The organism is Gordonia sp. NPDC003376, from assembly GCF_053589235.1.
On sequence record NZ_JBSFRM010000022.1, the window covers coordinates 42,953 to 67,342 of the forward strand.

General features: G+C 69.1%; 22 protein-coding genes and 1 riboswitch. Of the genes, 12 read left to right on the top strand and 10 right to left on the bottom strand.

Annotated elements, in window-relative coordinates:
* Positions 1 to 307: hypothetical protein (locus tag ACWDUA_RS19540; protein WP_449752667.1), on the bottom strand; the 307-nt coding region annotated here is incomplete at its 3' end.
* A gap of 127 nt (positions 308 to 434) precedes the next feature.
* Between ACWDUA_RS19540 and ACWDUA_RS19545 the strand changes: the two genes are divergently transcribed.
* Together ACWDUA_RS19545 and ACWDUA_RS19550 are read left to right on the top strand one after the other, a co-directional pair.
* On the top strand, positions 435 to 1,175 hold the full coding sequence (locus tag ACWDUA_RS19545) for a hypothetical protein (protein WP_449752704.1): 741 nt from the start codon (positions 435 to 437) through the stop codon (positions 1,173 to 1,175).
* Positions 1,175 to 2,866, top strand: a complete 1,692-nt coding sequence (locus tag ACWDUA_RS19550) for a DNA polymerase Y family protein (protein WP_449752668.1) — start codon at positions 1,175 to 1,177, stop codon at positions 2,864 to 2,866. The genes ACWDUA_RS19545 and ACWDUA_RS19550 overlap by 1 nt, the downstream gene beginning before the upstream one ends.
* A 20-nt stretch (positions 2,867 to 2,886) precedes the next feature.
* On the opposite strand, the gene ACWDUA_RS19555 is transcribed toward ACWDUA_RS19550, so the two are convergent.
* The gene (locus ACWDUA_RS19555; protein WP_449752669.1) at positions 2,887 to 4,074 is read right to left on the bottom strand and encodes an alanine racemase; all 1,188 of its coding nucleotides are present in this window, start codon (positions 4,072 to 4,074) and stop codon (positions 2,887 to 2,889) included.
* Positions 4,075 to 4,325: 251 nt separating this feature from the next.
* Between ACWDUA_RS19555 and ACWDUA_RS19560 the strand changes: the two genes are divergently transcribed.
* The 3 genes from ACWDUA_RS19560 to ACWDUA_RS19570 all read left to right on the top strand — a co-directional run bounded on the left by ACWDUA_RS19560 (position 4,326) and on the right by ACWDUA_RS19570 (position 9,306).
* A complete protein-coding gene (locus ACWDUA_RS19560; RefSeq protein WP_449752670.1) occupies positions 4,326 to 5,738 on the top strand; it encodes an nSTAND1 domain-containing NTPase in 1,413 nt (470 codons plus the stop codon).
* A 67-nt stretch (positions 5,739 to 5,805) separates the two neighbouring features.
* Positions 5,806 to 9,063 (top strand): error-prone DNA polymerase, encoded by a 3,258-nt coding sequence (locus tag ACWDUA_RS19565; protein WP_449752671.1) that lies wholly within the window; start codon positions 5,806 to 5,808, stop codon positions 9,061 to 9,063.
* Between the two features lie 15 nt (positions 9,064 to 9,078).
* Positions 9,079 to 9,306, top strand: coding sequence for a DUF167 domain-containing protein (locus ACWDUA_RS19570; RefSeq protein WP_449752672.1), 228 nt, complete (start codon positions 9,079 to 9,081; stop codon positions 9,304 to 9,306).
* A 108-nt stretch (positions 9,307 to 9,414) separates the two neighbouring features.
* Here ACWDUA_RS19570 and ACWDUA_RS19575 read toward each other — a convergent pair whose 3' ends face one another.
* Positions 9,415 to 9,879, bottom strand: a complete 465-nt coding sequence (locus ACWDUA_RS19575; protein ID WP_449752673.1) for a tRNA (cytidine(34)-2'-O)-methyltransferase — start codon at positions 9,877 to 9,879, stop codon at positions 9,415 to 9,417.
* 251 nt (positions 9,880 to 10,130) lie between these two features.
* Positions 10,131 to 11,087, bottom strand: a complete 957-nt coding sequence (locus tag ACWDUA_RS19580) for a serine/threonine dehydratase (RefSeq protein ID WP_449752674.1) — start codon at positions 11,085 to 11,087, stop codon at positions 10,131 to 10,133.
* 70 nt (positions 11,088 to 11,157) lie between these two features.
* Between ACWDUA_RS19580 and ACWDUA_RS19585 the strand changes: the two genes are divergently transcribed.
* The 3 genes from ACWDUA_RS19585 (at position 11,158) to ACWDUA_RS19595 (ending at position 14,061) form a co-directional block, all read left to right on the top strand.
* Complete coding sequence (locus ACWDUA_RS19585; RefSeq protein ID WP_449752675.1) at positions 11,158 to 12,021, top strand: bifunctional methylenetetrahydrofolate dehydrogenase/methenyltetrahydrofolate cyclohydrolase; 864 nt, start codon at positions 11,158 to 11,160, stop codon at positions 12,019 to 12,021.
* 77 nt (positions 12,022 to 12,098) lie between these two features.
* A complete protein-coding gene (locus ACWDUA_RS19590; protein ID WP_449752705.1) occupies positions 12,099 to 12,431 on the top strand; it encodes a DUF3017 domain-containing protein in 333 nt (110 codons plus the stop codon).
* Between the two features lie 109 nt (positions 12,432 to 12,540).
* Positions 12,541 to 14,061, top strand: coding sequence for an Hsp70 family protein (locus ACWDUA_RS19595; protein ID WP_449752676.1), 1,521 nt, complete (start codon positions 12,541 to 12,543; stop codon positions 14,059 to 14,061).
* 101 nt (positions 14,062 to 14,162) lie between these two features.
* Here the strand turns inward: ACWDUA_RS19595 and metX are convergent, their stop codons facing one another.
* Entirely contained in the window at positions 14,163 to 15,311 is a 1,149-nt protein-coding gene (gene metX, locus ACWDUA_RS19600) for a homoserine O-acetyltransferase MetX (RefSeq protein ID WP_449752677.1), read from the bottom strand.
* A gap of 18 nt (positions 15,312 to 15,329) precedes the next feature.
* Positions 15,330 to 16,640: a bifunctional o-acetylhomoserine/o-acetylserine sulfhydrylase gene (locus ACWDUA_RS19605; RefSeq protein ID WP_449752678.1), complete on the bottom strand. Its 1,311-nt coding sequence runs from the start codon at positions 16,638 to 16,640 to the stop codon at positions 15,330 to 15,332.
* 62 nt (positions 16,641 to 16,702) lie between these two features.
* Positions 16,703 to 16,824: riboswitch (SAM riboswitch) on the bottom strand.
* A 379-nt stretch (positions 16,825 to 17,203) separates the two neighbouring features.
* On the opposite strand from ACWDUA_RS19605, the gene ACWDUA_RS19610 reads away from it, so the two are divergent.
* A complete protein-coding gene (locus tag ACWDUA_RS19610; RefSeq protein ID WP_449752679.1) occupies positions 17,204 to 18,481 on the top strand; it encodes an MFS transporter in 1,278 nt (425 codons plus the stop codon).
* 66 nt (positions 18,482 to 18,547) lie between these two features.
* Here ACWDUA_RS19610 and bfr read toward each other — a convergent pair whose 3' ends face one another.
* Positions 18,548 to 19,033 carry a bacterioferritin gene (gene bfr, locus ACWDUA_RS19615; protein ID WP_449752680.1) on the bottom strand — a complete coding sequence of 162 codons (486 nt, stop codon included), beginning with the start codon at positions 19,031 to 19,033 and terminating at the stop codon, positions 18,548 to 18,550.
* A 100-nt stretch (positions 19,034 to 19,133) separates the two neighbouring features.
* On the bottom strand, positions 19,134 to 19,316 hold the full coding sequence (locus tag ACWDUA_RS19620; RefSeq protein ID WP_449752681.1) for a (2Fe-2S)-binding protein: 183 nt from the start codon (positions 19,314 to 19,316) through the stop codon (positions 19,134 to 19,136).
* Positions 19,317 to 19,463: 147 nt separating this feature from the next.
* Here ACWDUA_RS19620 and ACWDUA_RS19625 point away from each other — a divergent pair, with 147 nt between their 5' ends.
* From ACWDUA_RS19625 to ACWDUA_RS19635, 3 genes are read left to right on the top strand one after another with little or no spacing between them, the layout of a single operon-like run.
* The gene (locus ACWDUA_RS19625) at positions 19,464 to 20,309 is read left to right on the top strand and encodes an exodeoxyribonuclease III (RefSeq protein WP_449752682.1); all 846 of its coding nucleotides are present in this window, start codon (positions 19,464 to 19,466) and stop codon (positions 20,307 to 20,309) included.
* Between the two features lie 23 nt (positions 20,310 to 20,332).
* Positions 20,333 to 21,376 carry a tryptophan--tRNA ligase gene (gene trpS / locus ACWDUA_RS19630; protein WP_449752683.1) on the top strand — a complete coding sequence of 348 codons (1,044 nt, stop codon included), beginning with the start codon at positions 20,333 to 20,335 and terminating at the stop codon, positions 21,374 to 21,376.
* Between the two features lie 14 nt (positions 21,377 to 21,390).
* Positions 21,391 to 22,452 (top strand): YhjD/YihY/BrkB family envelope integrity protein, encoded by a 1,062-nt coding sequence (locus tag ACWDUA_RS19635; RefSeq protein WP_449752684.1) that lies wholly within the window; start codon positions 21,391 to 21,393, stop codon positions 22,450 to 22,452.
* Positions 22,453 to 22,470: 18 nt separating this feature from the next.
* On the opposite strand, the gene ACWDUA_RS19640 is transcribed toward ACWDUA_RS19635, so the two are convergent.
* Complete coding sequence (locus ACWDUA_RS19640) at positions 22,471 to 23,736, bottom strand: serine hydrolase (protein ID WP_449752685.1); 1,266 nt, start codon at positions 23,734 to 23,736, stop codon at positions 22,471 to 22,473.
* 60 nt (positions 23,737 to 23,796) lie between these two features.
* Positions 23,797 to 24,309: a hypothetical protein gene (locus ACWDUA_RS19645; RefSeq protein ID WP_449752686.1), complete on the bottom strand. Its 513-nt coding sequence runs from the start codon at positions 24,307 to 24,309 to the stop codon at positions 23,797 to 23,799.
* Between the last annotated feature and the right edge of the window lie 81 nt (positions 24,310 to 24,390).

Genomic DNA, 24,390 nt, shown 5'->3' on the forward strand with positions numbered 1-24,390 from the left:
GGGGTCGGTTGTCGTGGTTGCGTTTGCGAGGTCGCTTGCGGAGATCTCGACACGTCTTGTCGCTGCGCTCCTCGTCGGCTCGATCGTCGTGGGGTTCGCCTCTGCGCTTCTCGTCGGCTCGATCATCGTGGGTGCATCCCGCCTCGGTGACCGGTGTGGTTGCGGTTTGTCGGAGGCCGGGCGTAGCATTTTCGCTATCGAAAAAGTGTTCGAGAATCCCGATCTCGGGAGGCTCGGAATGCCTTTCGGGGGCGCAGCGACTTCCCGGCTCGCCAGACATGTCGGTGCTGGTCAGAAGGGGTGTCATGGGTGTTGTGTCCATGGGCGGTGCGGACCGCCCGCGCGGGGGGTTCACGGACCGTCGGGATGTTCGGGACGATGCGGAATCGGCGGGTGCGGACCGTGCCGATACGCTCGCCCGGTTGCGTCGCCGGATGGCGGTCATGTCGGGGATGCCCGACCGCGCCGACGCCGATCGGCCGGAGGCCGGCGTGCTCCCGGTCCCGGAGGAACTGTCGGACCTGCTGCCGCAGAAGGGGATCGCACGCGGAACGATCGTCGGCTGCACCGGGGCGCGCTCACTGCTGACCGCGCTGATCGCCGCGGCGACCCGGGCGGGATGTCAGGTCGGCATCGTCGGCCTGCCCCGGCTCAACCTGCTCGCCGCCGCCGAGATGGGAGCCGACCTCGACCGGATCGCGGTCGTCACCGACCCGGGGATCGACCCGGTGGAGGTGGCCGCGGTACTGCTGGACGGGATGGACCTGGTGGTGCTGGGATTGCGCGGGGTCACCGTGCCGCGGTCCCGATGCGCGACGGTGAGCGGTCGTGTCCGTCGTCAGTCGTCGTCGCTGCTGGTGGTCGACGGGACATGGCCGGGTGCGCAGACGCAACTGTCGGCGCAGGTGCTCGGGTACCGACACCGTCCACGAACCGGGGACGCCGATCTCACCACCGCGGCCAGCGGACACGGCCGGGTGGCGGGGATGCGGTTGCAGGTGACCGCCGAGGGCGGTGGGCGTCGTCGCCGGACCGTCGAGATCGACCTGATCGCCCCGGAATTCGGTGAGGAGAACCGGCTTCGTATGCTGCGCCTGGATTCGATCGGGGCGCGGCGGGCCATCCCGGTCGGGGCGATCGCCGACACCGATGACGATGTGGCGGTGGCGAACTGATGGCCGGTACCCGAATGGGGGACACGACTCGACGGGTGGCCGCCCTGTGGTGCCCCGACTGGCCGGCGGCCGCGGCCGCGGCGGACGCGGATCTGCCACCCGGGCACCCGATCGCGGTGCTCTCGGCCAACCGGGTGATCGCCTGTTCGGCGCCCGCCCGGGTGGCCGGGATCCGTCGCGGGATGCGCAAACGCCAGGCGCAGTCGTTGTGCCCGGAGATGACGGTGGTGACCGCCGACGACCATCGCGACGGCCGGATGTTCGAGCCGGTGGCCTCGGCCGTCGCCGACCTGGCCCCGACGATGGAGGTGCTGCGTCCGGGACTGCTGGTGATACCGGCCTCCGGTGCCGCCCGGTTCCACGGGGGTGAGGAGGTCTTCGCCGAGCAGCTCGTCGACCGGATCGCTGTGTCCGGCATGGAATCCCAGGTGGGGATCGCCGACCAACTGTTCACCGCGGTCCTCGCCGCACACCGCGGAGAGCTGGTCCCGGCGGGCGGCGATCGTGACCATCTCGCCGCTCTGCCGATCGCCGAGCTCGCCGCCGAACCGTCGCTGTGCGGACCCGGCCGGGACGACCTGGTGGATCTGCTGCGGCGCCTCGGGCTGACCAGCATCGGTGCGTTCGCGGCGTTGTCGGCGACCGAGGTGGGTACCCGATTCGGTGCCGATGCGAGTGCGGCACACCGGCAGGCGCGCGGGGAGCCGGGCCGTCCACCGTCGGCGCAGGCATTGCCCGCGGACCTGTCGGTGGAGCAGATCTGCGACCCGCCGATCGACCGGATCGATGCGGCAGCATTCGCCGGACGCCGACTCGCGGAGGTGCTGCACCGGCACCTCCGCGCGCGGTCGGTGGCCTGTACCATCCTCACCGTCGAGGCGATCACCGAACTCGGACAACGACATTCGCGAACCTGGCGATGTGCTCAGCCACTCACCCCGGCGGCCACCGCCGACCGTGTCCGTTGGCAACTCGAGGGCTGGATGACCGGTGGCCGTTCCCGGACCGACCGCGCACGCCCGGACTCGCCCATCGGGATGCTACGACTGGTCCCCGCCGAGGTGGTCGACGCCGGTGCGCTCCAGCAGACGCTGACCGCACCCGAACTGCCCGGTGGCGCCGAACTGTCCGAGCGGGCTCGTCGCTCGATGGAACGGGTCCAGGGCCTGCTCGGCGGGGACGCGGTACGCATCCCGGTACGCAGTGGCGGGCGTGGCCCGTTCGACCAGATCACCCTGGTCGCACTCGACGAGGAACCGACGCCCGAGCAGGACCCGGCCGCGCCCTGGCCCGGCCGGGTCCCGCATCCGGTGCCCACGGTGATCAGCGAGTCCCCGATCGAACTGGTCGATCTGTCCGGGCAGCCGGTCCGGGTCACCGACCGCGGGGCGTTCACCACCGAACCGACCACCGTCCGCCTTCCCGACCGCCGCGGCGGCTGGGAACTACGGTGGTGGGCCGGGCCCTGGCCGACAGGCATGGAGACGGGGCCGACAGGCATGGAGACGGGGCCGACAGGCATGGAGACGGGGCCGACAGGCATGGAGACGGGGCCGACAGGTATGGAGACGGGTACCGGGGGTGCCGCCTCACCGATCAGTGCGCGGGCACAGGTCCTGCTCGACGACTCCCGGGCATTGCTGTTGGCGTATCGGTCCGGCGGCTGGATGGTGGAGGGGATCTATGAGTGAGCCACGTCGGTTCGGTGACCTCACCGATTGGCGCATCTGGCGGCCACCCGCCAGACCGACACCGGTTCCGGTGCGGCGTCGGCCACCGGGACACCGGGGACGGGCGAGTCGAGCACGAGGACATCCGCGAGATTGACCGCGCTGCACACGTGGTTGGGGATCACGGTGATCACCGCCCCCGGTTCCGGGAGCTCCCCGTCCGCGAGGTCGACCGGATACTCGATCACCGCGTGATGCTCGGACAGCGCGACGATCACCGCGTCGGGAACATCGGGCACCCGTCCGAAACCGGAGGCCCACGCGGGTCGGTCGGCGCCGAGGACCTTGCTCCCGGCGTCGACGACGACCCGATGTCCGGTGCGATGGACCACCGTGGTGACCGCGGTGAGCGCCACCTCCGAGACATCGCATGTCCCGAGCTCGACCTGCTGGGCGTCCTGGAACGGGTAGACCCCGGGCCTCAGCTCGGTGAGTACCCCGGCATCGGCGAACCGGGCGGTCGGAGTGGAGCCGCCGCTGATCACCGTGGGCTCGATACCGCGAGCTCTCAGGGCATCGGCCGCGACGCCCAGGGCGTGCGCCTCCTGGGCGGCGGCCACCTCGCGGGCCGGGCCGGGACCGTAACCGTGTCCGGGGAAGGTGAACACGCCCACCACGTCGAGTCCGGCGTCGACGGCCGCCCCGGCGACCACACCGGCCTGCTCCGGGACCACCCCGGTGCGGTGTTGGCCGGAGTCGACCTCGACCACGACCGTCACCGGGTGGAACGTGCCGGTCTCGACGGCGAGCCGGGTGGCGCCGACCTCGGCACCGAGCCGCACGGCGGCGGCGGCCGAATCGATCCCCACCCGCACGGCGACGTCACGGGCGAGTGCACGCAACCGTGCACCCTTGTGTGGGGTCACCCACACCGGATAGGCGAGAAACAGGTCGCGGCAACCGATGTCGGCCGCGGCCGCTGCGAACACCTCCGCCTCACCGATCGTCGCCACGGTCAGACCCACTGCACCATGATCGATCTGGAGTCGGGCGAGTTCGAGACACTTGTGGGTCTTGGCATGTGGGCGCAGATCGACACCGAGCCGGGATGCACGCACGGCCATCGCGGCGAGATTGGCCTCGAGACGATCGGTCGCGACCTGAAGGTACGGGGTATCGGTGACGGTGATGTCGGGTGCCGGGGTACCGGGTGCCAGGGGGTCGGGCATGGCGGCTCCTGCCTGTCGGGGAACGTCTTCGGTGGCGGTGGCGGTGGCGGTGTCGGTGTCGGAATCGACCGTCCGGATCCGTTGTCGATTTCATTGTCCGAGTCCTCTGTGTTCACCGCCCGTTCATCGTGTGCTCGGACACAACGCCGCGCGAAAGCGATGGGCGCCGGGTACCTTGATCGTGCGATCAGGAAGCACGATCGTGCGATTACACCAAACGCGAGTCGGGGGACGGCGTGACAACTGAAATGATGGGAAGTCTGCGGACCGAGTTCGCAGAACGATTCGAACGGCTGTATCGGGCGGCGGGTTCGCCGCCGGCGCGCATCGTCTGCGCGCGGGCCAACGAGGAACTCGCGCGCAGCGGCCTGCGATGGTCGGTGTCGCCGCAACGGGTCTCCGACTGGCGACGCTGCCGCACCACGCCGGCGAGGTTCGAGGTGTTCGCACCCGTGCTGAACATCCTGGTGCTCGCCGCGCGCAGCCGGATCGGTGCCACCGACGAACAATTGCTGGACGTGCAGGCGTGGGAGACGCTGTGGCAGGAGATCCAGCGGGACGAACCGCGCGCCGCGTCGGTCCGCACATCCACCACCGTGCAGGTGTGCCCGTATCGCGGGCTGGGGGTGATGACCGAGGCCGACCATGGCGCCTACGGCGGACGCACGCAGGAGCGCGACGAACTGTCCCGGCGTGTCACCGAGATGGCCGGCACCGGGCGACTGGTCGTGCTGACCGGGGCGACCGGGAGCGGTAAGTCCTCGTTCATCCGGGCCGGATTCGGTGGCACCATCGCCGGCCGTCCGATGGTGGGCGGGATCGCCGACCCGCGTCGGACGATGACCGGGTCGCCGAGTCGTCCGGCGGTGGTCGTGGTCGACCAGTTCGAGCGTCTGCTCGTCGATCCGCGTGCGGCCGAGGCATCGGCGGCGTGGCTCGCCGACTGCGCCCGCCGACCGGGGGTGACCGCCGTGGTGGTGCTGCGCTCGGACCGGATCGGCTGTGCGAGCGCCATCGCCCGATTACAGGATGGCTTGGCGCACAACCGGGTCGACCTCGGTGAGCCGTCGGTGCGGGATGTGGTCGAGGCGATCACCGCCCCTGCCGGACACGCCGGCCTGACCATCGGTGACGGGTTGGAACAGCTCATCCGAGCCGATCTCGGTCTGCGCCCGGGACTGGGTCTGCACGCTGCCGCTGCGCCGCTGCCATTGCTGTCGTGGGCATTGCAGCATGCCTGGCTCGACCGTGAACGGAACACGCTGACCGTGGCGGGATACGAACGGTCCGGTGGCATCACGGGCGCGATCGTCCATCTCGCCGAGCAGTGCTGGGCCGGGATGTCGGAATCCGACCGCGGGCTCTGCCGGGACCTGATGCTGCGGTTGGTGGTCCGTCGCTCGGACGGTGTCGTGGTGGGTGGTGGTGTCGCGGTGCCGGATCTTCTGGGCACGGCCGGTGATCCCGGCCGGGCGGTGCTGTCCCGGCTGGTCGACGCCCGGGTCCTGATCGCCGACGCCGACGGCGTGCGTCCGTCGCACGACGCAGTGTTCTCCGAGTGGGAACGGATGCGCGACTGGCAGGCCGCTTGCCATGTCGGGGTCGAGGTGTCGCGCGCCGAGCGCACGGCGCCGGTCCGGTTGCCGGCGGCCATGGTGAGCTGACCAGGCGTATTCGGTCGGGTGGTGACCGACCCGCCCCATCGTCGAACATGTGTTCTATGATGGTGGGGTGGGCTGGAATCAGGGACCACCGACCTGGTCGGAGATGGAACGAGTGCTCTCCGGGCGCTCCCGGCAATCGGGACGGCCCGGGGAGTTCTTCGGCCCCGGAGACGGTGGCGACTCGCCGGCGTGGTCGCGCAAACGGGGTCCCTATGTGGCACCCGAGGTGCGGTCGCAGGTCTCGTCGGTGGCCTATGCCGAGTTGCACGCCCACAGTGCGTACAGCTTCCTCGACGGTGCGTCGATGCCCGAGGAGATGGTTGCCGAGGCTCGGCGGCTCGACCTCTCGGCGCTCTCCATCACCGACCACGACGGTTTCTACGGAGTGGTTCGATTCGCCGAGGCGGCCAGGGAATTCGGGATGCCGACGGTGTTCGGCGCGGAACTGTCGCTCGAACCCGACGTCGCCCGGACAGGGGTGCGTGACCCGGCCGGTGATCACCTGCTGGTGCTCGCCCGCGACAGTGAGGGGTACCGGCGGTTGTCGCGGACGATCGCCGACGCGCACATGGCCGGCGGCGAGAAGGGATTGCTGCGGTATCACCCGGACCGCCTGGCCGAGGGGGCCGGACACTGGCTGGTGCTCACCGGGTGCCGCAAGGGGGCGGTGCGGCGTGCCCTGGATCGCGGTGGACGCCCGGCGGCCGAGCGGGCCCTGACCGACCTCGTCGAACGGTACGGGCGCGACGGGGTGGCGGTGGAACTGATCGCCCAGGGGCTGCCCGACGACGACGAGCGCAACGCCGTCCTGGCCTGCCTGGCGGTGCGCCTGGGTCTGCCGACGGTGGCGACCACCGGTGCGCATTTCGCCGGACCGTCGCGGCGGCGGCTCGCGCTGGCGATGGCCGCGGTGCGTGCCCGCACCGACATCGACACCATCACCGGCTGGATGCCCGCGGTGGCCGGGGCGCATCTGCGCAGCGGCGACGAGATGACCAGACTGTTGCCCGCGCATCCCGACGCGATCGACAACGCGGTGCAGATCGCCGCCGACTGCGCCTTCGAACTCGGTCTGATCGCGCCGCGACTGCCACCGTTCGACGTGCCCGAGGGGCACACCGAGAACACCTGGCTGCGGCATCTGACGATGCTGCGCGCCGCCGACCGCTATGGCCCGCCGTCCGGGCATCCGCAGGCCTACCGGCAGATCGAGCACGAACTCGCGATCATCTCGACCCTGGACTTCCCGGGGTACTTCCTGGTGGTCACCGACATCGTCGACTTCTGCAAGCGCAACGACATCCTGTGCCAGGGGCGGGGGAGCGCGGCCAACTCGGCGGTCTGTTACGCGCTGGGCATCACCAACGTCGACCCGGTCGCCAACGAGTTGCTGTTCGAACGCTTCCTCTCGCCAGAGCGTGACGGTCCCCCCGACATCGACGTCGACATCGAATCCGATCGTCGCGAGGAGGCCATCCAGTACGTCTACCGCCACTACGGACGCGAGTACAGTGCGCAGGTCGCCAATGTGATCACCTACCGTCGCCGATCCTCGGTGCGCGACATGGCCCGTGCCCTCGGCTATGCCACCGGCCAGCAGGACGCGTGGAGTCGCAACCCCGACGACGCACCCGCCGACGTCACCGAACTCGCCGGTGAGATCGGCGGGATGCCGAGACATCTGGGCATCCACTCCGGCGGGATGGTGATCTGCGACCGGCCGATCGCCGACGTGTGCCCCACCGAGTGGGCCCGGATGGCCGACCGCAGTGTGCTGCAGTGGGACAAGGACGACTGTGCCGCAATCGGATTGGTGAAGTTCGATCTGCTCGGACTGGGCATGCTCTCGGCGCTGCACCACGCGATCGACCTCCTCGCCGAGCACAAGGGTCTCGAGGTGGACCTGGCCACCCTCGATCTGACCGAGGAGGCGGTGTACGAGATGCTGTGCCGCGCCGACTCGGTGGGCGTGTTCCAGGTGGAATCGCGTGCGCAGATGGCCACCCTGCCGCGGCTGCGGCCCCGTTGCTTCTACGACCTGGTGGTGGAGGTGGCGCTGATCCGGCCCGGCCCGATCCAGGGCGGATCGGTGCATCCCTACATCCGGCGCCGCAACGGAACCGAACCGGTCACCGTCGAACACCCGTCGATGCTCCCCGCGCTCGACCGGACCCTGGGCATCCCGCTGTTCCAGGAACAGCTCATGCAACTGGCCGTCGACGTCGCCGGATTCGATGCCGCCGAGGCCGATCAGCTGCGCCGGGCGATGGGATCCAAACGTTCCCCGGAGAAGATGCAACGGCTGCGACAACGGTTCTACGACGGGATGGCAGCCACCAACCAGATCACCGGCGCGGTGGCCGACCGGATCTACGAGAAGATGGCAGCCTTCGCGAATTTCGGCTTCCCGGAGAGTCATTCGCAGAGCTTCGCATCACTGGTGTTCTATTCGGCGTGGTTCAAACTGCATCATCCGGCGGCGTTCTGCGCGGCGCTGCTGCGAGCACAGCCGATGGGGTTCTACTCGCCGCAGTCGTTGGTGGCCGATGCCCGCCGGCACGGGGTGGCGGTGCACCGACCGGATATCAACCGATCCGTGGCCCAGGCGACCCTGGAGAACGCCGGAACCGAGGTGCGTCTGGGTCTTGCCGCGGTCCGCGGGGTGGGCGACGAGGTGGCGGCACGCATCGTCACCGCGCGGGAGGCCGCCGGTGACTACACCTCGATCACCGATCTGGCGCGGCGGGCCGAGCTGACCACGAGACAACTCGAGGGTCTGGCCGGCGCCGGTGCCTTCGATGGTCTCGGACTGAGCCGGCGGCAGGCACTCTGGGAGGCCGGTGCGGCGTCGTCGGCCCGCGCCGGGCACCTGGACCTGGAACCGGCCGGGACCACCCCGACGCTACCCGGGCTCTCCGACGTCGAGCTCGCCGCCACCGATGCGTGGGCCACCGGGATCACCCCGACGTCGTATCCCACCCAGTACCTGCGGCCGCGGCTCGATGCGCTCGGCGTGGTCCCGGCGGACCGGTTGTTGTCGGTGCCGGATGGCTCCCGGGTCCTGGTGGGCGGGGCGGTCACCCATCGTCAACGACCGGCCACGGCGTCCGGGGTGACCTTCATCAATCTGGAGGACGAGACGGGGATGGTCAACGTGGTCTGTTCGGTGGGATTGTGGACGAAGTACCGTGACCTGGCACACTCGGCATCTGCGTTACTGGTCCGGGGAAAGGTCCAGAATGCCGAGGGAGCGGTCACTGTGGTGGCAGATAGATTGCAGCGCATGGACCTTCGCGTGGGAACGCGATCCCGGGACTGGCACTGAGAAGTGGAGGAGACAATGCCGCAGCAGGTGGTCGTGACGGCCAAGCCGAGCAGCCGCAAGGGACCGCTGGTGGAGACCGGGCCGGATGGTGCGATCACCATCTACGTCCGTGAGCCGGCCACCGAGGGCAAGGCCAACAAGGCCGTGGCCGAACAGCTCGCGAAACATCTCGGGGTGCCCAAGAGCAAGGTGGCCCTCGTCGGCGGGGCGACCTCGCGCACCAAACGTTTCCGGGTCGGATAGCCCCCGGTCGGACCGGCGGTGAGGTCGGGACAAGGGCCGACACAAGGCGGCTGACGGACGGGGGGCTGACGGACGGGTCGGGTAGGTGACTGCCCATGATCTCCGGCGTCAGACCGCTCCGTCGAACCCGTGCTGTCGCCACGCCTCGTAGACCGCGATGCTGGCCGAGTTGGCGAGATTGTGCGAGCGTCGTCCGGCCAGCATCGGGATGCGAACACGGTCGGTGACCCGAGGGTCGTCGAGCACCTCCGGCGGCAGACCGGTGGGTTCGGGACCGAACAGCAGGACGTCACCGGGCCGATAGGCGATGTCGGCGTAGGAGTGCTCGGCATGCGCGGTGAATGCGAACACCCGCTCCGGGCGTACCGCGTCCCACGCCGTCGCGAGGTCGGGATGAACTGTGACCGTGGCCATCTCGTGATAGTCGAGACCCGCGCGCTTGACCTGGGTGTCGGACATGGAGAAGCCGAGCGGTTCGATCAGGTGCAGTTCGCATCCGGTGTTGGCGGCCAGCCGGATGGCATTGCCGGTGTTCGGCGGGATGCACGGCTGATAGAACATGATGCGGAACAACGGAACTCACCTCGGTGGCTTGTGGACTCGGGGCTTGTGGACTCGGTGGTTTGTGGACTCGGGGCGGTCATGACGATCGCCGGGAGATGTGGACGCAAGTGAACGTACTCGCCGACCGGTCGCCGACAGCGCGCGACTCCCACACCGCCTGGCATCCGCCACGGTGCAGATCCGACGTCGGTCTGAATCCGGGGATTCTCGGATGCCGCGAGCGGCGCGTGTCCTCCCGGCCCCGATCACGGTGTGGCTCCTCACAGATCATCGAGGCGGGTGTTGGCCCCGCACAACACGATCGCCAGGGTCGTCCCCGGTACCGGCTGCACCCGGCCGGTGGTGACCGCCGCCACGGCGGTCGCGGTGCCGTGCTCGACGACGATCCGGAACCGCTCCCAGAGCATCGACCGCGCGGCGACGATCTGTTCGTCGGAGACCACCACGGAGGTGACCGGACGATCGGCGATACTCGCCCAGCAGATCGCCCCGACCCGGGTGGCGCCCAGGGAGTCCGCGGCGATGCCCTCCGGATCCACCGGGACCGGATGCCCGGCCGCCAGTGCCGCGTGCAGACACGATGCCGCCTCGGGTTCGGCCCCGACCAGATGATCGCCGGTGCGCAGGGTGGCCGACATGCCGCCCAGCAGCCCGCCGCCACCGACACACACGACGGTGGTGAGCGGGCCGTGGACCTGTTCGGACAGCTCGAGCCCGATGGTCCCGGCGCCGGCCACGATCTCCGGGAGGTCGTAGGCGTGCAGGAGCAGCGCTCCCGACGCCGCGGCCATCTCGGTCGCGGCGTCGGCGGCGTCCTGGTAGCGGTCGCCGATCAGGTGCACCGCCGCGCCGAGGGCACGCAGCGCGGCCACCTTGACCGGCGGCGCGGACTCGGGGACCACCACCGAGCAACTGGTGTCGGCGATCCGGGCCGCCCACGCGGCACCGATCGCGGCATTCCCCCCGGAGGCGACCAGTACGCCGGCATCGGTGAGCCGGCCCGCGGTGCGTGCCGCGATCACCGCGTTGACGCTTCCGCGCGCCTTGAAACATCCGCCGAGCTGGGTGTACTCGAGCTTGAAGACCACCTCGACCGGGCCGTCGGTGGTGTCGAGCGACGTCCGCCACACCGGGGTGTGCCGAACCAGTCCGGCGATCCGTTCCCGCGCGGCGAGCACGTCGGCGGGTGTGACCGGATGGCTGTGCGAGGCGCCCATGACGTCACAGTACGCACGGACACGGGGAACGGGGGCCCATGCGTCGAGCGCGGGATGAAAGAATGTCGGGGTGAGCGCAACACGACTCGATGGCAAGGCGACCCGCGACGAGATCTTCACCGACCTGGCGGTGCGGGTCGAGAAACTCCGGGCGGCGGGGATCACGCCCGGTCTGGGGACGATCCTCGTCGGCGACGATCCCGGGTCGCATTCCTATGTGAAGGGCAAGCACGCCGATTGTGCACGCATCGGTGTGGCGTCCATCCGCAAGGACCTGCCCGCCGACGCCACCACCGAGCAGCTCGACGCCGCGATCGACGAGCTCAACGCCGATCCGGCCTGCACCGGTTACATCGTGCAGCTGCCGCTGCCCCGGCACCTCGACGAGAACGCGGCGCTCGAACGGATCGCGCCGGAGAAGGACGCCGACGGCCTGCACCCGATCAACCTCGGTCGCCTCGTGCTGGGCAAGGAATCGACCCTCCCGTGCACGCCGCGAGGTGTGATCCACCTGCTGCGCCGCTACGACATCCCGATCGCCGGCGCCCGTGTGACCGTCATCGGCCGCGGTGTGACCATCGGCCGGCCGATCGGGCTGCTGCTCACCCGGCGCAGTGAGAACGCCACCGTCACCCTGTGCCACACCGGAACCCGTGACCTGGCCGCCGAGGTGTCGCGGGCCGACATCGTCATCGCCGCAGCCGGGGTCCCGCACCTGGTGACCGCCGACATGGTCAAGCCGGGTGCAGCCGTCATCGACGTGGGCGTCAGCCGGACCGAGGACGGCCTCGTCGGCGACGTCGCGCCGGATGTGTGGGAGGTGGCCGGGCATGTCTCGCCCAATCCCGGTGGCGTCGGGCCGCTCACCCGGGCGTTCCTGCTGGTGAACGTGGTGGAACGGGCCGAGGCCCAGCTCGCCGCCCAGGGGCGATGATCGCCGGGACGCGCATGTCGGACGAGAACCCGGGACCGGACGAGAACCCGGGACCGGACGAGATGCCCGAGGCCGAGATGTCGGGGTTCGGGGCGATCTCGGGAGATGACGCCACCACGGAGCAGCCCGGTGGCGTCCTGCGGGCCTGCCTGGTGCAGATCCCGTACCTCCTGGTGATGCTGTGCGTGGTCGTCGCCGCGGCCCTGGTGCTGTTCGACCGATGGCGGCGCGGAGCGTTCGTCTTCGGTTCGGCCATGCTGCTCGGTGCGGCCCTTCGTGGCGTGCTACCCCCCTCTCAGGTGGGACTACTCCAGGTCAGAGGTCGTTTGTTCGATGTGGCGACGATGGCGTCGGTCGGTGCCCTGATGCTCTGGCTGGCCACCTCCATCGACCCGTTGGGAACGGATTGATCACGAAATTGCGTAGACTGGTCCACAGATCGTGACCTTTGCGGTCGACGAGTGCATCGGCGGTCCGTGTGGCGTCGGGTTCTCTTTCGGGGGTCGTTAGCAACACTAAGTGGGGATCGTCATCAGTTCGGAGTTCGAGACCAGCGTTCACGCCGCCGGCGACGACATGACGTCGTTGGGCGTCTCGTCAGGCGACGGGATGATCCACTACGCCTTGCTCACCAGCGACGAGTCCGGCCGTCACGCCGTCGAGTCCCGCGTGATCGACGTGGACCCGTCCGACGGCCTCGATCCGGTCGGCCGGGTCAACGCGGGCATCGACCTCGTCCTCGACGCCGCGCGCACCGCCGGCGTCCGCGTCGGTCCGATCGGGGTGTCCGCGCGGACGGCCACCCAACGCCGTCGGCTGGGATCGACCGGCACCGGGCCCCGCCGCCAGATCCACCTCGTCTCCGACGCCGAGGCCGTCACCGCGTTCCTGACCGGTACCGGACAGATCGAACGGTTCGGAGCGGTCCTGGTGGCCGACTGTGGCGACACCGGTATGTCCCTGTACACCGTCGAACCGGCGGCCGGTCAGATCTCCGCCGACGCCCGCACCGACGTCCTGAGTGGCCGTGCGCTCGACGAGGCGCTCGCCGATCGGGTCGCACAGCGTTCCGACCTCACCGGTACACAGACGCGTCGTGGACGTGCCTCGCTGGTCGGCGCCTGCCGGACCGCCAAGGAGGAGACCTCCGGGCCGGACACGGTCGGCGCCGCACCCTCGGGTGTGCCCAACGGCGTCCGGTTGACCGATGCGATGGTGGAACAGGTCGCGCGCCCGATGGTCGAGCAGGCCCGGACCGTGATCGCCGACCACCTCGAACGCCTCCGGGCGACGGCCGGCCCCGAACCCGAGGCGCTGGTGCTGGTCGGGGGACTGGCCAATCTGCCCGTGCTGGCCGCACTCGGCGAGGACACCGGTCTCGAACTGATCCGACCCGACACCCCCGAACTCGCCGCCGCGACGGGTGCGGCACTGCTGGCCCGACGCTCCGGCGCCGGACGGGTGACCTTCATCGGTGGTCGTCGACGCAGCGGGTGGATGCCCCTGGCACCGGTCGCCGCCGTGATCGGCTTCTGCTGTGCGCTCCTGGTGACCGCGGTGGCTGTCGGTGCCACCCTGACATCGGACTCGGAGGATGCGGTTCCGTCGCCGACCAGCGTGGAATCAGAACGGTGGGTGGGAACGGTCGAGCCGGCCTGGACGACGACGGCGCACACCACCCGGATGTCGTCGGTGGATTCGCCGACCGAGACGCCGACGGTGACGACCTATCCGCCGAACGGGTGGACTCCCGGATGGGCCACCACCGAACTGCCCCTGCCGACGGCGGGGACCTCCACATGGACGCTCGGACCGAGCTCGACCCCGTCCACCGAGACCGCGGTGCCGGACATGCCGACGCGCCCGACCCGGCCGACGTGGACCATCCCGCCGAATCTGATTCCACCGGAACTGATCCCGAGCCTGGGTGTCCCGACCACGGCGCCCGGTGACATCGAGGAACCGTCGCCACGGCAGTCGCTGCTACCGCCCGCCGGCACACCGCCGGCCGAGGTCACGACGACCACTCCCGCCGGCTAGCCGGAACGCCCCCGTCGCCCGGCGAGAGCACTCCCGGCGCCCCGACAACACCGGCCGTGCACCTGTTGGTGCACGGCCGGTGTCGATGGTCGGGAGGTTGCTCAGGTGCGCGCGAGGTCCACGGTGCGCTTGAGCAGGTCGGCGACCGCATCGAACTCGGTCAGGAATCCGTCATGACCCTTGTCGGAGTTCACCACCTGCAGCCCGCCGACGCAGTTGCCGAGCAGATCGGCGATCTCGGCCTGTAGCCGCAGGGGATAGAGGCGATCGGAGTCGATGCCCGCCACGATCACCGGAACGGTACACCCGCGCAGGGCGGCGGCCACGCCACCACGTCCACGGCCGACATCGTGGTGGTTGAGCACGTTGCTGAGCACCACATAGCTACCCGGGTCGAACCGCTCGGTGAGCTTCTCGGCCTGGTGCTCGAGGTAGCTTTGCACCGCGTATCGTCCACCGGTGAGCGGATTCTCTTGCCCCTGAGGGTGATTGGCGAACCGCTCGTCGAGTTCGACCTCGTGCCGATAGGTCAGGTGCGCGATCCGCCGGGCGATCCCCATGCCCGCGACCGGCGCGCGACCGGTGCCGTGGTAATCGCCGCCCTGCCAGTCGGGATCGGAGGTGATCGCGGCGATCTGGGTGGTCTGGGTACCGATCTGATCGGCGGTGGCGCGGGCGCCCACGGCGAGAACCAGCGCACTGCGGACACGGTCGGGATACTCCACGGCCCATTCGAGCGCGCGGGCGCCACCCATCGAACCGCCGACCACCGCGCCGATACTGCGAATCCCCAGGGCCTCGAGGAGCGCCGCCTCCGCGCGCACCTGATCGAGCACGGTGATCTCCGGGAATCGTGAGCCCCACGGCCGTCCGTCGGCATCCAGGGATGCCGGGCCGGTCGATCCGCGGCATCCGCCGAGGACGTTGGCCGAGATGACGCACCACTCGTCGGTGTCCACCGCACAGCCCGGACCGATCAATCCGTCCCACCAGCCGGGCGACGGGTGCTCGGCGTCGGCCGCACCGGTCACATGGGAGTCACCGGTGAGTGCATGTAGCGCCAGGATCACGTTGTCGCGGGACGGCGACAACGTCCCCCAGCGCTGGAACGCCAGGGTGACGTCGTCGAGCCGGTACCCGCTGTCGAGCACCATCGGCCCGAGGCGGACGCTGACCATCCGCCCGTCCGGGACCGTCTCCCAGTCGGGTTGACGCGCCTGCGACGCCTTCGGGTCGATCGTTACCGACACTGGTTATGCGCTCCTCAACTACTTCGCTGCCGCGAAACCCTGGTCCAGGTCGGCCAGGATGTCGTCGATACCCTCGATACCCACGGCCAGGCGGACCAGACCGGGGCTCACACCGGCGGCCAACTGCTCCTCCGGGGTCAGCTGGCTGTGTGTGGTGGACGCCGGGTGGATCACCAGCGACCGGACGTCGCCGATGTTGGCGACATGGCTGTGCAGGGTCAATGCCTCGACGAACCGCTTGCCCGCGTCCACGCCGCCGGCGATCTCGAACCCGATGATCGCACCCTGACCCTTCGGCGCGAGCTGCCGGCCCCGCTCGTACCACGGCGACGACGTCAGGCCGGCGTAGGCCACCGACTCCACCTGCGGATGGTCGACGAGGTACTGCGCCACCTTCTGTGCGTTGGCGACGTGCCGCTCGACCCGCAGGCTCAGCGTCTCCAGGCCCTGGGCGAGCAGGAAGGCGTTGAACGGGGAGATCGCGGCACCGGTGTCACGCAGCAGCTGCACGCGGGCCTTGAGTGCATACGCCGGGGCGCCGAGATCGGCGAAGACCGCACCGTGGTAGCTCGGGTCCGGGGTGGTGAAGCCGGGGAACAGGTCCTGACCGTCCCGCTGGACACGCCAGTCGAACGTTCCGCCGTCGATGATCACGCCGCCGATCGCGGTGCCGTGGCCGCCGATGTACTTGGTGGCCGAATGCACCACGATGTCGGCACCGTGGGCCAGCGGGTTGAGCAGGTACGGGGTGGCGACGGTGTTGTCGACGATCAGCGGGACACCGTTGCGATGGGCCACCTCGGAGATGCCCGGGATGTCGAGGATCTCGTTGTTCGGGTTGGAGATCGACTCGCCGTAGAAGGCACGGGTGTTGTCACGCACGGCGGCCTGCCACGAGTCGAGGTCCTCGGGATCCTCGACGAAGGTCACCTCGACGCCGAACTTCGGCAGGGTGTAGTGCAGCAGATTGTAGGTGCCGCCGTAGAGACGGGGGCTGGCCACCACGTGGCCGCCGTTCTCCACGATGTTGAGGATCGCGTAGGTCTCGGCGGCCTGGCCGGAGGCGACCAGCAGGGCGGCGACGCCACCCTCGAGGGCGGCGAGGCGCTGCTCGACGACGTCCTGGGTGGGGTTCATGATCCGGGTGTAGATGTTGCCCGGCTCGGCCAGCCCGAAGAGGTTCGCGGCATGCTGTGTGTCGTTGAAGACGTACGAGGTGGTCTGGTAGATCGGCAGCGCGCGAGCATTGGTCGTACCGTCGGCGGTCTGGCCGGCGTGGATCTGCTTGGTCTCGAAACTCCACTCGCCACCGTTGGCTGCGTCAGACATGGGTATAGATCACTTTCTGCGGTCGGCAGGGTCGTGAAGACCCTGGTGGGGTCCGACCTTCGGACCCGCGCTTGCCGGGGATGCGTGCGACGCGATCCCCAACCCGGTCATCACCCGGAGCACCCCACCGCGGTTGGAGGGTTGCCGATCAGCAAGCCGGGGCTGTGCGCTGATACTCATGACCTGGCGTCAAGGGTATAACACGGTCACAACTCGTTGAGAACCCTCCTGCTCGCGCCGATCGCAATGCTGGTGGCGGCCGACTCCTGCTGTCGCGCGTGTCACGGAACGGGGCGGTGAGGGAAACGGGGCGGTGAGGGAAACGGGGCGGTGAGGGAAACGGGGCGGTGACGACCTGGCATCCCGCCTCTCCGGATTCACGATCCCGGATCCCGGGATCTCTCGGCCGATGGGGATGGCCATGAACCACAGAACACGAACCGGCGTCACCGCCCGCGTCGGAGCGCACGGGACCGGTGGCCGCGGACCCGAACCCGAGCTTGTGAAGTAGTTCACCAGCCGACCGGGGAATCGTCGGCACCCGTGGGGTGGTTGGTGCACAGGTGTCGCACACCCCAGCCCGCTCCCACACGGACCGCACACGCACGGTTCCGGCGCCCACGACACCCGGCTCGACGTCCGTCCGGTGGGCGATCATCGCCCTGGCCCTCGGCGGCTTCGGTATCGGTACCACCGAGTTCGTCTCGATGGGGCTGTTGCCCAACATCGCCGAGGCCATGGATGTGTCCGAACCCACTGCCGGATGGGTGATCTCGGCATACGCCCTCGGGGTCGTGGTGGGCGCACCGCTGATCGCCGCACTCACCGCCCGCATGTCCCGGCGGACCCTGCTGATCGGACTGATGGTGGCATTCACCGTCGGAAACCTCGCCACCGTGCTGGCCCCGAACTTCGCGTTGCTGCTCGCGGCCCGGTTCGTCGCCGGCCTGCCCCACGGGGCCTACTTCGGTGTTGCAGCCCTGGTCGCCGCGCACCTCGCCGGCCCACAGCGTCGTGCCAAGGCGGTCGGCCAGGTGATGCTCGGACTGTCTGTCGCCAACGTCGCCGGAGTGCCGGCCGCGGCCTGGCTGGGCGAGCATTCCGGTTGGCGCAGCGCATTTCTCATCGTCGTGGCAGTGGGCGTGCTCACCGTCGGCGCCCTCATCCGCAACCTCGGGTCGCTCTCGGACATGCGCGTGACCAACCCGATGACCGAACTCGGCGCACTGCGCCGCGGGCAGGTGTGGTTCACCCTTCTGATCGGCACCGTCGGATTCGGCGGGATGTTCGCCTTCTACACCTACCTCAACACCGCGCTCACCAGTCTCTCCGGTATCGGCGTGGGGGCGGTCCCGTTCGCGCTGATGCTGTTCGGCCTCGGCATGGTGGCGGGCAATGTGGTCGGGGGGATCGCCGCCGACCGAAACGTGCCGCTGTCCATCCTGATCGGGTTGGTCGGCACCGCCGTGGTCCTACTGGCCTTTGCGGGATCCGTCCAATTCGCCTGGGCGGCACTGTTTCTGACCTTCTTCGTCGGCGTCGCCGCCACCGTGATGATCCCCGCCCTGCAGACCAGGTTGATGGACGTCGCCGAGGATGCGCAGACGCTGGCTGCAGCACTGAATCACTCGGCCCTCAACCTGGCCAACGCCATGGGGGCCTGGCTCGGCGGCGTGGTGATCGCCGCCGGATGGGGCTATCGCGCGCCGTCGATCGTGGGTGCGGGACTCGCCGTTGCCGGCATCGTGGTGCTGATGGTCGCCCTCACCGTGCAGCCCGGTGGCCTGCGCACGCTACGGCCCCGCCGAGAAACCGACACCGCGACCCCGATCGAGGTGTAGGACCCGGACCGGGATCGCGACGGTATCGAGTCAGTCGGCTCAGCCGACGGTATCGAGTCTGTCGGCTCAGCCGACGTCGGGCGGCGTGGCGATCGTCTTGGTGAGGTAGAGCTGCTCACCGAGTCGATCGAGGAGTTCGAGCTGTGTCTCGAGATAGTCGATGTGATGCTCCTCGTCGCCGAGGATCTCCTCGAAGAGCTTCGCCGAGGTGATGTCACCCTTGCTCCGGCACATCGCGATACCCGGCTTGAGTCGGTCGACCACCTCGATCTCGATCGCCAGATCGGACTCGAACTGCTCTCGCAGCGACTGACCGATCCGGAGCGGCAAGATCTTCTGGTAGTTGGGGAGGCCTTCGAGGAACAGGATTCGGTCGGTCAGGATCTCCGCGTGGTGCATCTCTTCGATGGACTCCGCGCGGGTCTTGCCCGCCAACTCCGTCAGACCCCAGTTGGCCTGCATCTTCGAGTGCAGGAAGTACTGGTTGATCGCCGTGAGTTCACTCGTCAGCTGCTCGTTGAGCAGTGCAATGACCTCATCATCTCCACGCATGCCGAACTCCGTTCGCCTGTGTCTTGATGTGCGAACGGTAACATCGATGCCGACGTCGCGCCCGGACTTCCGTCCTCAGACATCGGTTCTCGGTGTCGGGTCAGGCTGCGCTGGTGGCGGTGGCATTCCTCTCGGCGACGATCGCGTGGAGACGCTCGAGGCAGGTGCCACATCCCTCACCGGCGCCACACTTGTCGCTGATGGCGTCGACGGTGCGCGCTCCGGAATCGCAGTGCTCGTGCACTTCGTCCTCGGTGACCGCGCGGCAGATACAAACGAACATGACCTCACCTCACAACTGCTCTTAGGTGAGCATTACATAAAACATGGCGCATTGTCCAAGGTGTGCCTAACCTTGGATCTGGTCCAGAAAGCACCCCGGAACGGGTCCAGAAGACCTTGTCGGAACCGACCCGTACCCTCGTCATCTGTGTCCACCACGATCACCACCGTCAACGTCAACGGCATCCGTGCCGCCGTCAAGCCGCGCTCCGAGGTCAACCCGGGAATGCTGGCCTGGCTCGACGGGACCGACTCCGACATCGTCCTGATGCAGGAGGTCCGCGCGAGCGAGAAGCAGGCGCGCGAGGCACTGAAACCGGCTCTCGACGCCGGGTGGCACCTCGTCATGTCGGAATCGGCGGTCAAGGGGCATGCCGGGGTGGGGGTCCTCAGCCGCGTCGAACCACAGGGCGTCCGCGTCGGCTTCGGCAGCGACGAGTTCGACGCCACCGGGCGTTACCTCGAAGCCGATGTCGAGACGGCATTCGGCGCGCTCACCGTAGCGAGCCTGTATCTGCCCAAGGGGGCGGCCGCGCCCACCGACACCTCGACCGGGAAAGAGGCCGAGAAGTTCGAGGAGAAGAAGCGCTTCCTCGACGAGTTCGGTGCGCACATGACGTCGCTCGCACGTCGTCGTCGGCATCTGATGATCGGTGGCGACTGGAACATCGCGCACGCCGAGGCCGACATCAAGAACTGGAAGGGCAACCTGCGCAGCCCGGGGTTCCTGCCGCATGAGCGGGAATGGGTCACCGCGCGTGTCGACGATGGCTGGACCGACGTCGTCCGCGCCCTGCATCCCGGGCTCGACGGCCCGTACAGCTGGTGGTCGTGGCGCGGCAAGGCCTTCGACAACGACTCCGGATGGCGGATCGACTATCAGCTGACCAACCGGTCACTCGCGGCCCGCGCGACGAAGGCGTTCGTCGACCGCGCCGACACCTACGACCGCCGGTGGTCAGACCATGCACCGGTCACCGTCGTCTACGACTGAGCGGGTCTGGAAGACTGGAATCCATGAGTGAGCCAACCGCGACCCCCGCGGCCACGCCGCGCAAGCGCGTGCTGTCGGGGATCCAGCCGACGAGTGATTCCTTCCATCTCGGGAACTACCTCGGTGCGGTGCGGCAGTGGGTGGAGTTGCAAGAGGACTTCGACGCCTTCTACTTCATCCCCGACATGCATGCGCTCACCGTCGAGTTCGACCCGAAGACCCTTGCCCAGCGCACCCGCACCTCGGTGGCGCAGCTGTTGGCGGTCGGTGTCGACCCCGACCACGCCACCGTCTACGTGCAGTCGCACATTCCCGAGATCGCCCAGCTGACCTGGGTCCTGCAGTGCATCACCGGATTCGGTGAGGCGAGCCGGATGACCCAGTTCAAGGACAAGACCGCGAAGAAGGGCACCGACGCCGCGGGGGTCGGACTGTTCACCTATCCGGTCCTGATGGCCGCCGACATCCTGGCCTTCGAGGTCGACTACGTGCCGGTGGGCGAGGACCAGCGTCAGCATCTCGAACTGACCCGTGATCTCGCGCAGCGCTTCAACAACCGGTTCGGCACGTCCTTCGTGGTGCCCCAGGCGCACATCGTCAGGGAGTTCGCCAAGATCTACGACCTGCAGAACCCCACGGCCAAGATGAGCAAGTCGGCGGAGACCGACAAGGGGCTGATCAACCTGCTCGACGACCCGAAGCGCTCGGCCAAGAAGATCCGGTCGGCGGTCACCGACACCGACACCGTGATCGCATTCGACCGGGAGAACAAGCCCGGGGTGAGCAACCTGCTGACCATCCAGTCGGCGCTGACCGGGGTGGGTGTGGACGATCTGGTGGCCAAATACGAGGGCAAGGGCTACGGCGACCTGAAGGTCGAGACCGCCGAGATCCTCGCCGATTTCGTCACGCCACTGCGCGGGCGGGTCGCCGGTTATCTCGACGATCCGGCAGAACTGGACGCGATCCTCGCCCGCGGTGCGGAACGGGCGCGCGAGGTGGCGGCGGCGACACTGGACTCGGTGTACGACAAGGTCGGGTTCCTCCGGCCGGCGACGGGCAAATAGGACACACTCTCCTCATGGGCGCCGTGATCGATCGCATCAAGGCCGTCATCGCATGGGCGACTGCGCTGTTCGCCGACCTGCGCAGACGATGGCACTGGCTCGACCATCTGCTGGCGATGCAGGAGCGGTACACCAACCGACGCGGGAACCTGTACGCGGCGAGTATCAGTTTCAACGGCATCCTCGCCCTGGTCCCGATCATCATGGTGGCGTTCGCGATCGCCGCCTTCGTGCTGGCCAGCCGGCCCGAGGTGATCGACCAGATCAAGGACGCGGTGGTCAAGGAACTACCCGGCGCGATGGGGACCCAGGTCGAGCAGGTCATCGATTCCGCGATCGACTCCCGGACCACGGTCGGTGTGGTGGGCCTGGCCGGTGCGGCGTTGACCGGGATCGGCTGGATCTCCGGGGTACGCAACGGCATGACCGAGATGTTCGGCGGTCGGAAGAGCAGGAACGTCGTGGTGTCCAAGGGCACCGACCTGCTGACCTTCGCCCTGCTCGGGATCGCGTTCGCGGTGACCATGGCCCTGACCGCGCTGGGCAACCAGGGCAGCCTGCTGCGCAAGATCCTGGAATGGGCCGGTGTCGGCGAGGCGTCGTGGGCTCCGTCGGTGCTGCGGTTCGCCGCCATCGTCGTGTCGATCACCGCGAGTTGGCTGCTGTTCAGTTTCATCCTGTCGCGGTTGCCGCTGGTGCCGCTGCCGATCGTCAACACGATGCGTGCCGGGCTGGTCACCGCGATCGCCTTCGAGATCGTCAAGAACCTCGGAGGCATCTATCTGCGGTCGGTGCTCGGCAGTCCGGCCGGCGTCGCCTTCGGCCCGATCCTGGGTGTGATGGTGTTCGCGTACCTGGCCTCACGGATCATTCTCTATGCCACCGCGTGGTGTGCCACCGACCCGATCAACGAGCCGTACCAGGTGGTCGACGAGGTGGACGAGGGGCCGGGGGCGCCGGTCACCGTCCGTCCGGTGGTCGAGGTCAACCCGGCGCCGCGCGTCGGGATGGTGGCCGGTGCCGCGGCCGTCGGCGCGGTGGCCGGTGCGCTCGTCGACCGGCTCCGGCGGCGCTGACCTGTCCCACGAGGCTGATCAGCCCCGCCGTCGGCCGGTGAGTCGGGTCGCGACCGCCAGGAGTGCGAGGATCGCCAGGGCGGCGAGGAGTGCGATCAGGATCCGCACCGAGGTCGAGGTGCCGTCGTCGGTGTGCGACGACGCGGACGCATGCTCGGGGGCCGCGTCCGGCCCGGCTGTGCGGGTGGCCGCCGGGGTGGACACCAGCTGTCCCACCGAGGTGCCTGCGGGTGCGGCGAATCCGTAGTCGAGCAGAGAACCGGCCTGTGTCCAGTAGCTGTCGTCGGCGGTGGACAAGCCGTACATCTGGACGATCACCACGGTGCGTCCGTTGCGTTCGGCGGCGCCGACGAAGGTCTTCAGGGCGTCGTCGGTATACCCGGTCTTTCCGCCGAGGATGCCTGGATATCCTTCCAGGAGAAGATGATTCGATGTCTGCATCTCGTAGCCGGGATGCGGGGTGTCACTGACGACGTCCGACCGCGGCGGATAGCCGGGGAAGTGGTAGGTGGATGCGGCGATGATCTCGCGAAATGTCGGGTGACTCATCGCGGCCCGGAAGACGAGGGCGAGGTCGTAGGGGGAGGTGCTCATCCCGGCGGCGTCGAGTCCGGACGGGGTGGCGGCCCTGGTGTCGAGGGCGTGCAGATCGTGGGCCAGTGTGTTCATCTTGGCCAGGGTCGTCTCGACGCCGCCGAGCTGCCGGGCGAGCGCCATCGCGCAGTCGTTGCCGGACACCACGAGCAGTCCGGAGACCATGTCCCGGACGGTGTAGTGCCCCTCGGGTCCCATCCCGCAGGAGTCGCCCTCGGCGCTCCAGTCCTCGGCGGTGGCGGTGACCGGGGCGTCGAGGTCGAGTTCGTCGAGTGCGACGAGCGCCAGCAGCACCTTGATCGTCGACGCCGGGCGGTAGCGTCCGTGCGGATCCTTGGCCGCGATCACCGCGCCGCTGTCCATGTCGGCGATCAGCCAGCCCGCCGAGGTGAGGCGATCGGGGACCGGCCCGGCGGCCGGGTCGGAGATCACGCCGCAGCCGGCGAGCCGTGCACCACCGACCGCCGGATTCGATACCGGCAGTGCGGTGGGTGTCGGCGAGCCCGGGGCGACGACCTCGGAGGCGTCGACCGCCGGTGCCGGCGCGGTGCGATATGGGCAGTGGTCGGTGACCGGCGTGGGCGGACCGGGAGCCGCGGTGGCGGTGGCGGGAAACAGCGTTGCCGCAGCCACACAGACGCCCGCCACCAGCCCCCGGAACCGTCGCCGGTGGTGCGGGCGCGGATTCACCGGTCGGACACTACCAGCGGTCACGGGGGTGGTCCGGGTGTGGTGATGAGGGTGAGCGCGTCACAGGCAGATCGCCGTGGCATGCGGCCCGTCCCGGCTGTCCTCGACGATCAGTTTCTCGCCCACGAAGACCGCGCATCCCGCGTGCTCGCCGTCGGCGACGAAGACGACGGCCGGACGAGGGTCGCCAGAGGTGGCGGTGTAGGTCAACGATCCCGACCACAGCCCGGATCGGGGGTCGCGCAGGGTCAGCGGTAGATCGTGCTGGCTGCGGCGGGCCCCGGTGGCATCGAGCCAGACGGCGCTGCCGGTCTCGGTGTCGGAGGTCAGCACGAGGGTGACCGTCGGTGGTGGGTCGGCGTCGGCGTGAACCGGCATCGGCACGATCACGGCGGGCACGATCAGGGCGGGGACGAGTAGGGCGGGGACGAGTAGAGCGCGGACCACCAGGGCCGGAACGAGGACGGCAGGAACAGGGAGGGCGGGAGTGCGGAGGGCGGGAACAGGGAGGGCGGGAATGCGGAGGGCGGGAACGCGGAGGGCGGGGACACGGGACGCACGGAGACGATGCATGGTCCATAGGACGCAGCGCACCCGCCGTACGGTTCCGTCGGATGAGCGATCGGACCCGGCGTCGTCGACGAGGGCCCGGCG